This window comes from Dyadobacter sp. AC419 (assembly GCF_979253085.1).
In genome coordinates, this window is record NZ_CEEDCD010000021.1 from 65,975 (window position 1) to 73,946 (window position 7,972).

13 protein-coding genes and 1 pseudogene are annotated in these 7,972 nt (G+C 44.9%); 1 reads left to right on the top strand and 13 read right to left on the bottom strand.

Annotation, left to right across the window (positions count from 1 at the left end):
• Positions 1-63: 63 nt before the first annotated feature.
• From AC0IYG_RS18725 to AC0IYG_RS18750, 6 genes are read right to left on the bottom strand one after another with little or no spacing between them, the layout of a single operon-like run.
• A complete protein-coding gene (locus AC0IYG_RS18725; protein ID WP_138368438.1) occupies positions 64-813 on the bottom strand; it encodes a metallophosphoesterase family protein in 750 nt (249 codons plus the stop codon).
• Positions 810-1,586 carry a metallophosphoesterase family protein gene (locus AC0IYG_RS18730; RefSeq protein ID WP_138368439.1) on the bottom strand — a complete coding sequence of 259 codons (777 nt, stop codon included), beginning with the start codon at positions 1,584-1,586 and terminating at the stop codon, positions 810-812. The genes AC0IYG_RS18725 and AC0IYG_RS18730 overlap by 4 nt, the downstream gene beginning before the upstream one ends.
• Before the next feature lie 11 nt (positions 1,587-1,597).
• Positions 1,598-2,635, bottom strand: a complete 1,038-nt coding sequence (gene arsB / locus AC0IYG_RS18735) for an ACR3 family arsenite efflux transporter (protein WP_138368491.1) — start codon at positions 2,633-2,635, stop codon at positions 1,598-1,600.
• Positions 2,632-3,081, bottom strand: a complete 450-nt coding sequence (gene arsN2, locus AC0IYG_RS18740) for an arsenic resistance N-acetyltransferase ArsN2 (RefSeq protein WP_138368440.1) — start codon at positions 3,079-3,081, stop codon at positions 2,632-2,634. The genes arsB and arsN2 overlap by 4 nt, the downstream gene beginning before the upstream one ends.
• Positions 3,082-3,096: 15 nt before the next feature.
• A complete protein-coding gene (locus AC0IYG_RS18745) occupies positions 3,097-3,654 on the bottom strand; it encodes a DUF6428 family protein (protein WP_138368441.1) in 558 nt (185 codons plus the stop codon).
• 55 nt (positions 3,655-3,709) lie between these two features.
• Positions 3,710-4,042 carry an ArsR/SmtB family transcription factor gene (locus AC0IYG_RS18750; RefSeq protein ID WP_138368442.1) on the bottom strand — a complete coding sequence of 111 codons (333 nt, stop codon included), beginning with the start codon at positions 4,040-4,042 and terminating at the stop codon, positions 3,710-3,712.
• A 109-nt stretch (positions 4,043-4,151) separates the two neighbouring features.
• Here AC0IYG_RS18750 and AC0IYG_RS18755 point away from each other — a divergent pair, with 109 nt between their 5' ends.
• Entirely contained in the window at positions 4,152-4,853 is a 702-nt protein-coding gene (locus AC0IYG_RS18755; RefSeq protein WP_138368443.1) for a low molecular weight phosphatase family protein, read from the top strand.
• A 184-nt stretch (positions 4,854-5,037) separates the two neighbouring features.
• Here the strand turns inward: AC0IYG_RS18755 and AC0IYG_RS18760 are convergent, their stop codons facing one another.
• The 7 genes and pseudogenes from AC0IYG_RS18760 to AC0IYG_RS18790 form a co-directional block, all read right to left on the bottom strand.
• Positions 5,038-5,247 (bottom strand): hypothetical protein, encoded by a 210-nt coding sequence (locus AC0IYG_RS18760; protein ID WP_471712625.1) that lies wholly within the window; start codon positions 5,245-5,247, stop codon positions 5,038-5,040.
• Positions 5,248-5,270: 23 nt separating this feature from the next.
• Positions 5,271-5,729, bottom strand: coding sequence for an ankyrin repeat domain-containing protein (locus AC0IYG_RS18765; protein ID WP_229209008.1), 459 nt, complete (start codon positions 5,727-5,729; stop codon positions 5,271-5,273).
• A gap of 8 nt (positions 5,730-5,737) precedes the next feature.
• Positions 5,738-5,947: a GDCCVxC domain-containing (seleno)protein gene (locus AC0IYG_RS18770; protein WP_138368444.1), complete on the bottom strand. Its 210-nt coding sequence runs from the start codon at positions 5,945-5,947 to the stop codon at positions 5,738-5,740.
• A gap of 2 nt (positions 5,948-5,949) precedes the next feature.
• Complete coding sequence (gene merTP, locus AC0IYG_RS18775; RefSeq protein WP_138368445.1) at positions 5,950-6,540, bottom strand: mercuric transport protein MerTP; 591 nt, start codon at positions 6,538-6,540, stop codon at positions 5,950-5,952.
• A 20-nt stretch (positions 6,541-6,560) separates the two neighbouring features.
• Positions 6,561-6,944 carry an ArsR/SmtB family transcription factor gene (locus AC0IYG_RS18780; RefSeq protein WP_471712626.1) on the bottom strand — a complete coding sequence of 128 codons (384 nt, stop codon included), beginning with the start codon at positions 6,942-6,944 and terminating at the stop codon, positions 6,561-6,563.
• 261 nt (positions 6,945-7,205) lie between these two features.
• Entirely contained in the window at positions 7,206-7,472 is a 267-nt protein-coding gene (locus tag AC0IYG_RS18785; protein WP_471712627.1) for a DUF6799 domain-containing protein, read from the bottom strand.
• A gap of 159 nt (positions 7,473-7,631) precedes the next feature.
• A pseudogene (locus AC0IYG_RS18790) lies at positions 7,632-7,972 on the bottom strand (exo-alpha-sialidase); the annotation flags it as partial.

A 7,972-nucleotide genomic window follows, 5' to 3' on the forward strand; every position in this document is an offset into this window, starting at 1 on the left:
TTCGGCAATATGCTTTCTCATTCTTTCCCAGCCGGTTTATTTAGCCTTTACTTTTGCTGAAGGTTAATATGCTTTTCTGAGATTATCTGCAAAAGCATCAGGAAGAAGGCTCAGCTCTACGGCCTGCGCTGCCTTTTCTACATCATATTTGATTCTTACAAATTCAACCTGAACAGCGTCCTGATCTATTTTACCGGCTGTCTGATCAATCGTGACTAGTACATAACAAGCACGCGCATCGCCATCCTTGGGTTTACCGACAGAACCAGTGTTAATCAGGTGATGAAAATGCTCACTGCTGTTCTTACCAGAATTAATGACGCGGTGATAAGGTTTATGCGAGTGCCCAAAGCATAGGATATCCGCTTTATATTCCCTGACAAGTTCCTGCATGTACTGGTCAGGCAGATCCTGGAAAAGATATTCATTGATGCTCCTTGGGCTTCCATGGACAAGCAGCATGTTCAATGGCTGATCATTAAGCTGAAACTCTATTCGCAAATGCCTGGGAAGTGTTAACAGGTAGTCCCTTTCCTTTCTGCCAACCAGCTTGTAGGCGTACTCACTGCTTTCTTCTTTGCTGCAATCACTCTCGGAAGGCATTATCTTAGAAACTTTCAGATCGTGGTTTCCTGCAATGGTCGCAATGCCATGTTTGCGCACCAAACCAATTACCTGGTTAGGCCATACATTATAGCCAACAAGATCGCCCAGGCAGTAAACCGCATCAGGTTGTTGTTTTTCCAGATCTTCTAACACCGACTCAAAAGCAGGAAGATTGGCATGGATATCAGAGAGTAGTGCTATTTTCATTTCCCCAGACGTAATGATTCTGCATAGGCATTGGGAAGGATGCTGCCTTCTACGGCCTTGGCTGCTGTTTCAACATCGTAGTTAAAACGTATAAACTCTACCGTAATGCTTTCCTTACTTGATGCCAGTGCATCTGCATTAATATGCAGGATTACATAGCCGCCTCTTGGGTCACCATCTTTTGGCTTACCGACAGAACCAATATTGATTGCATGCCGGAAATGATCTGTACCGTCTGGCTGGACTGAGCCCAGGATCCTGTGATAAGGTTTGTGGGTATGCCCGAAAAGCATCACATCTGCGCTGGCCTGTTCCATAATCCGCAGCATGCTTTTTTCATCGCGGTCCTCAAACAAGTATTCATTGATCCGTCGCGGGCTGCCATGCACCAGAAGAACTGATAACGGTTTCTCATTAAGTTGAAATTCCAGACGGATGTGTGCCGGCAAGGTTCTTAAATAAGCCCGCTGCTCGTCTTTGACAATTTCGTTTGTGTAAGCAATCGACACTTTTCCGTTTTCTTTTTCTTCGTCTGTTTTGTAAGCGCAGCCACAATCATCGCTGCTCCTTCCGATGCCAAAATCGTAATTACCGGCAATAGTAGGAATACCACGCTTTCTGATTTCGTCAATAACTTCATTAGGCCAAATGTTATAACCAACCAAATCACCCAGGCAATAAATAGCATCAATGTCTCTGGTTTCAACATCTTTGAAAAACGCATCCAAAGCCGGAAGGTTGGCGTGAATGTCTGAAAAAAGGGCAATTCTCATTTAAAAAGTTGTTAATTGGAAAACTTGTGCTGTTGTTTGAGAGCAAAATTGACCATTAGGATCAATACCGGCACTTCGATTAGTGGGCCGATCACAGCAGCGAATGCAGCTCCTGAATCAATCCCGAATACAGCGATAGCGACCGCGATCCCTAGCTCGAAGTTGTTACCTGCGGCAGTGAAGGCCAGCGATGTTGATTTGGCGTAATCAGCCCCCGCACGTTTGGACAGGTAAAAAGCGGAGAAAAACATAATCGCAAAATAGATCGTAAGCGGCAGCGCAATGCGCAGTACATCAAAAGGGATACTGACAATCAGCTGGCCCTTCAAGCTAAACATGACCACAATCGTAAAGAGCAGGGCAATTAATGTGATCGGGCTGATGGCCGGAAGGAATTTTGTCTCATACCATTCTTTGCTAAACACCTTTGTTAGTACTATCCGGGAAATAATACCTGCCAAAAAAGGAATGCCCAGATAAATGAAAACACTTTGAGCAACTTCGCCGATGGTAATATTCACTTCAAATCCTTTCAAGGTGAAAAGCGGCGGTAATACCGTTACGAAAACATAGGCATACACCGAATAAAACAAGACCTGAAAAATGCTGTTGAAAGCCACTAGTCCTGCTGCATACAAGCGGTCGCCATTGGCGAGGTCATTCCAGACAATGACCATGGCAATGCAGCGGGCAATGCCGATCATGATCAGGCCGGTCATGTACTCGGGCTTATCAGGAAGGAGGATAACGGCCAGGCCAAACATGAGCAGCGGGCCAATGATCCAGTTTTGAAGCAGCGAAAGCCCCAGGATCTTGGTGTTGTTAAACACCTTTGGCAGCTCTGCATAACGCACCTTGGCCAGTGGCGGGTACATCATCAGCACAAGGCCAATGGCCAACGGAACATTCACACCTGATCCTGAATTAAACTGGTTGATGAAATCAGGTGTGCCGGGCAAGAAATAGCCAATTGAAACGCCGATCAGCATGGCTAAGAAGATCCACAGGGTCAGGTAGCGGTCTAAGAAAGAAAGACGTGGGTTATTCATGCGGTTGGATGCTTTAAATCTCTTTTCATAACGATAGCGGATGTTGGGCAAAGGCCGCTAAACTGCCTGGTTTGCTGAATTGGATCTGGAACTTGCTCACGGTTTACGCCCGCAAAATGATAACGGTCAAAATAATGGTCAGCTGTGGTTGTGATAAGATATACCACTTCAATTTTTTGCGTGTCAGCACGTGTCAGAAGCTGCTCGACCAATTTACGGGCAATGCCCTTACCCTGATGATTAGGACGAACTGCAATGGAGCGTAATAGTGCAACTTCTCCATACAGCTCCATTCCAGCGACACCAACAAGTGACCCTTCCTGTCTGGCTAAAAGAAAATGTTCCAAACCAGCAGGCAAGTCATCAGTAAGAAGGTCTGCTTCTTTAAGCAGGCTGATTACGAGTTCTTTGTCTGCAGGCCCTGCTTTATCAATTTGTAGTTTCATAGGTGGTTGTTTTGATTAGCAGCACCCTGAGCCAGGCTTGCAGCTGTCACCATCGGAAGTGACCAGTTCCAATTCCTGTTTAACAGGGGCAGGCGCGCAGCATGAAGCTTCAGCGGGCGACGTGCCGCAGCTTTCGTTTCGGGTAAGTGCCTTGCATTGGGTAAAGTCAGTAACTAGGTTAACAGTGAATGTTTCACCATCGGACGCAAACTCTCCGGGGTACATCTGGCGTGTATCAAACCTGGAATTGCCAAATTCAATTTTAACGGTTGCACTTGGGTTCAGGGGAAGGTATTTTTCAACCAGGTCAACAATTTTCAGCGCTTTGTCAACTTTCATTGAACGGTCTACTTCTTTCTCTGAGGGTTCCCATAGCTGCACGATCACTTCTGTCCAGCTGTTCATTACCCCGCCGCAATCAACTGAAACAATCGGTGCTTGTTTGATCTCGGTAATGTGGTAAGAGCTGTCCACAAACTTGCCTTCCTCATATTGGAATTGCAGGTGCAGATCAGGATTTTGTTTAAGGGCATTTTTGAAATCACCCCAGGTTAATGGATTTGATTGGCTCATAGCTTCTATTGGTTAAATGTATTATTACGATTGATATTTTCAAAAAAATACCCTGCTAATTGCAGCAGGATTCACTAAGGGCAAATGTATCTAGCAACGAACCAAATGTTTGCTGTGCTTCGGCCCACACGACCGGATTTATACAATAGCATACCCTTGGTGGATTGATTTCGCCATGGATGATCCCAATCCTTTTAAGCTCCTTCAAATGCTGGGAAACGGTTGCCTGGGCAAGTTCGAGCTCATCTACCAAATCACCACAAACGCAGGCTTTTCTGGAAATTAGCAGTTGCAGGATCGCAACCCTGGCCGGGTGAGAAAACGCCTTGGCCAGATCCGCGATACGGTTCTGCTGCTCTGTGAATATTTCGGTTTTAGTTACTCCCATGCTGCAAATATAGATAGCATTCAGACAATTGCAATATTACGATTAATATTGCAATTGTCTGATAAATTCTATCGTATCTTTACGATTGACTACAACTTACCTTATAAATATGAGCCTGCTCCATCTTTTACTAATAACCTTTTTTACCACTGCCGCAATCATGCCAGCTAGCAACCCCGACAATAAAAAAGCACTAAATCCCAAGCTGTCTTCCTACATCAACACGATTAAAGACGATATTTCAAAAATTCCGGACGAGCGAAGAGAAGAGCTCGATAAAATCGCCAGCTTTATCCAAAAGCAGGTTAAAGCCGACCAGCCTGTGCAGCTTACCTACATCTGTACCCACAATTCGCGCCGCAGTCATTTCGGCCAAATTTGGGGCGCAACTGCTGCTGCATATTACGGTATCCCTAATGTGAAAACATATTCTGGTGGTACTGAGGCCAGCGCGTTCAATGAGCGGGCGGTTGCTGCTTGCAAGCGGGCCGGTTTTGATGTAACGAAAACATCAGAAGGCAAAAACCCGGTTTATCATGTCAGCTACGGCGCCGGAACTGAACCTTTGAAAGCATTTTCAAAGAAATATGACGATGCCAGCAACCCTCAAAGTAATTTCTGCGCTATCATGACTTGCTCCCAGGCTGATGAAGCGTGCCCTGTGGTGAAAGGAGCAGCTGCCAGGGTTGCCGTTCCTTATGATGACCCAAAAGCCTTTGATGGCAGCGCGCAGGAGACCGCCAAATACGACGAGCGTTGCAAACAGATCGCAACTGAAACACTGTATGTCTTTTCAAAAGTAAAAAGGTAATAAGTATTTCATTACCCTAAATAGGACTGGATGCCGCAAGACTGCGATTTGAGCTAAATTTCCTGGAAACAGGGACTTGAAGGATATTGCTTTGCTCGCCGAGAATTGCATGCGTCATCTGTGAAAGGCAGGCAGGAATCTATGCTAACTCGCTCGCTGATTTTGCCCTTGCCTATGTAGCCACTCAACCAGTTCGTCTGCTCCTTCCCGCTGTGCAGCATCCAGGGGTGAGTAGATTTTCCCAGTCGGGTATCCAGTTTACATTGGCTCCTTGTTCAAGTAAGAAAGCAGCTGCTGTGTTCTGTCCACCATGACAACAGCCCCAAAAAGCGCGGTCGATCTCTTCCTTTTCGGGTCTTGAATTTTCAGTAAAATAACCCTCTAATCGATCCATTAAGCCAAGGGTAGCGGCATCCGTTAAATTAGTTCGTGCGCCGAGCTCGACAAGCCTGTGTGCAGCTTTCCATTGTCCAAAAGCTCTTGCAGAGTAAGCGGGGTTCCCCCGGCAATGACTGCGCCTTCGGCTTCTATATTGGCTCCGGCATCAATCAAAGCATCAAGCGCCTCGATGTCATTGCTGCTGGCCGCCCAATGCAGGGGAGTTTCAATATGTGGACCGGTGAATTGTGCATTCACGTCGCTTCCGGCTTCAACAAGCGTTTTGATTGTCTGAGCTACATTAGGGAAGTGGCCAGGCCAGTCTGTGGCAACGTGTAGTAACGTACGCGACATGCCACAAGGGTCATTATCACCAAGCCTCGCTTTTGATAACCCAGGATTATCGGCCAGTAATTGTGTAAGTTTTGGTATATCCCCTGTTTGAATAGCGTTGACTACTGCAACGGCAATAGGGTCACGTGTATCAATGTAGTTCATATAGAGGCTTAATTGCAACAGCTTCTTTGCTGTTGAACTGGTGGGCACTTTGCAGTCCCATAAGAACAAAAGACACAGCAGTCGCCGCTTAGAGGCTTCAAGACGAGCTTACAAGAAGTACACTCATAAAAATACATACATGCGTCCGTGGGCATGATTTCTGTCTCTTGATGCCCACAATTCGGGCACGTAATTACAGACTCAAGTATGTCAACCATTTTTATAGTGTTTTTGTGCTTGTCGCTTTATAACCGGTCGCATCGACCGCTTTTTTGATATCAGCAATTGAGGTTTTCTTACTGTCAAATTTGACGGTGGCCGCCCCTTTTGAGTACGAGACATCAACCTGTGAAACGCCTTTCAATTTAGCAACCTCCTTTTTGACGTGATGTTCACAGCTTTCACAAGACATCCCTTTTATGGTTACATAAACCACTTTTTTCGGCCCATCCTGTGCAGGTTGTAAAACTTCCTGTCCCTTCTCTTGGTAAAGCAGATTTGAATAGGACGGAAAGGCAAGCAGTAACAGCGCTATTGCTGTTACCATGCCTAGGAACCCCTTCGTTTGCCAGAAGGAGGTTTTGCTCGGTTCGCACGCACAATCTTTCATTTTATTATTTCTTAATTGATTATACCAGGCCCAACCTAATGCCCCAATCGTCAGGGCAATGCTAAACGGACGAAATGTTTCAAGCCAGACAAGCCCACTGGTTGAACCAGAAGCACCAAATGTCACCGCCAACAGCGGAACCGTGCAACAGAGAGAAGAAGCAAATGCGGTGAAGAGTCCGATCAATCCTGTCGTTTTCATAGTTCAATTTTTAACTTAGACTAACCGCTAGCTCTGACGACTTTTGTAAAGTGGTGAGATGTGCTAAAATCAAATGCAAAATATCTGAGGATTCTTCCCTGAAGGGAATAAAACACGGTTTGCCCAACCTTTCTGGCTTGGATCAGTTGTGCATCTTTAAGCTTACGTAAGTGCTGGGAAACGGCAGGAATACTCATACTTAAAATGTCGGATAGATCACAGACACATAGATTGTTCTCTTCTCTCAGAAGATAAATGATTTTTAAACGATTTTCATTTCCTGCTAAATCCATCACCTGGGCCAATCGCCCAAAAAATGGCTGAAAGTCATTTATCTTTTCCGTGTACTGCTGAATTTTTTCTTGATCTTCAAAAACCCGGATACAACTTTGCTGATCTCTCATATACATCAATTAGACAGCTAAGATACAGACTAATTAAGTATTTAAGCAAATGATTAAATACGGTTTTAAGATTTCTTTGCCTTCCTATATGTTGGAACTGCTACAAAGCCTTGCCCACGGCCTTTTCTAAATCATAGGCAACTGTTTTAACCCTATCGGGTTTTAACAACTATGAAATACGGACAATACGCAAAAATGCTCCGCTGTATAACCATAATCAGGTGTTCAACGGAGCATTCATTTATCGAAATGAACAGGCATTTACCTGGTTCCTGATTTTTTTGGCTTGTGTTTTTTCATGTCCATGTCCATCTTACCCATTTTCCCATCCATATCGACCATTTCTCCTTCTTTTAGCGGCTTGTTGGTACCATCCTTCATCATTACGGTGCCATCTTTCATAATCATTGTTCCGTTTTTCAACGTCATATCCTCAGTCATTGCAGTCATCTCACCGCCTTTCATAACCATCATTTTTCCATCGTGCATCATTACACAATCTTTCATAGATGCATGCATCTTGTCCATTTTCTTTTCTTTATCCTGTGCATATACACTAAAAGGAAAAAAGAACTGCTACCATTAAGGCAAGTAATTTTTTCATTGTTTTCGGTGGTTAAAATTTATATTGGAATAGTGCTCAATAAGTATGCCAATGATTCTCTACTGATTCTCTACAATCATAATTTATAATACAATGGGCTTTACCAAAATCTGGCCATCACGTTCAAAAACACAAAGTGAGGTCTTTTTATCAGCCATCATGGCAAGTTTGGGATATTGACCCTTACCTATCGAAACGGCTTTTTGCCCATCGGTGGCGCGAAATTGAATAGCCCCATCCTGTTGCCAGGCAATCGCAGGCCCTTTGCCAGTTTGCAAAATTACAGGGGTACGGCCAACTCCCAGTTTTGCTTCCGGCTTTTCAGGCTCGGCTACATAGACTTCCAGTTGGCGCCTCCAGACCGTGGTAACTCTCCCATTCTCATCAGCTGCCAAGTCGCCGCCATCCATAGGACAGCCATCAA

Bases quoted from the DNA above. Each gene is read 5' to 3' on its own strand.
- AC0IYG_RS18745 (WP_138368441.1), bottom strand. From the start codon at position 3,654: ATGAGCCAATCAAATCCATTAACCTGGGGTGATTTCAAAAATGCCCTT.
- merTP (WP_138368445.1), bottom strand. From the start codon at position 6,540: ATGAAAACGACAGGATTGATCGGACTCTTCACCGCATTTGCTTCTTCT.
- AC0IYG_RS18730 (WP_138368439.1), bottom strand. From the start codon at position 1,586: ATGAGAATTGCCCTTTTTTCAGACATTCACGCCAACCTTCCGGCTTTG.
- AC0IYG_RS18765 (WP_229209008.1), bottom strand. From the start codon at position 5,729: ATGAACTACATTGATACACGTGACCCTATTGCCGTTGCAGTAGTCAAC.
- arsN2 (WP_138368440.1), bottom strand. From the start codon at position 3,081: ATGAAACTACAAATTGATAAAGCAGGGCCTGCAGACAAAGAACTCGTA.
- AC0IYG_RS18780 (WP_471712626.1), bottom strand. From the start codon at position 6,944: ATGAGAGATCAGCAAAGTTGTATCCGGGTTTTTGAAGATCAAGAAAAA.
- AC0IYG_RS18760 (WP_471712625.1), bottom strand. From the start codon at position 5,247: ATGGATCGATTAGAGGGTTATTTTACTGAAAATTCAAGACCCGAAAAG.
- AC0IYG_RS18750 (WP_138368442.1), bottom strand. From the start codon at position 4,042: ATGGGAGTAACTAAAACCGAAATATTCACAGAGCAGCAGAACCGTATC.
- AC0IYG_RS18725 (WP_138368438.1), bottom strand. From the start codon at position 813: ATGAAAATAGCACTACTCTCTGATATCCATGCCAATCTTCCTGCTTTT.
- AC0IYG_RS18770 (WP_138368444.1), bottom strand. From the start codon at position 5,947: ATGGTTGACATACTTGAGTCTGTAATTACGTGCCCGAATTGTGGGCAT.
- arsB (WP_138368491.1), bottom strand. From the start codon at position 2,635: ATGAATAACCCACGTCTTTCTTTCTTAGACCGCTACCTGACCCTGTGG.
- AC0IYG_RS18785 (WP_471712627.1), bottom strand. From the start codon at position 7,472: ATGGACAAGATGCATGCATCTATGAAAGATTGTGTAATGATGCACGAT.
- AC0IYG_RS18755 (WP_138368443.1), top strand. From the start codon at position 4,152: ATGAGCCTGCTCCATCTTTTACTAATAACCTTTTTTACCACTGCCGCA.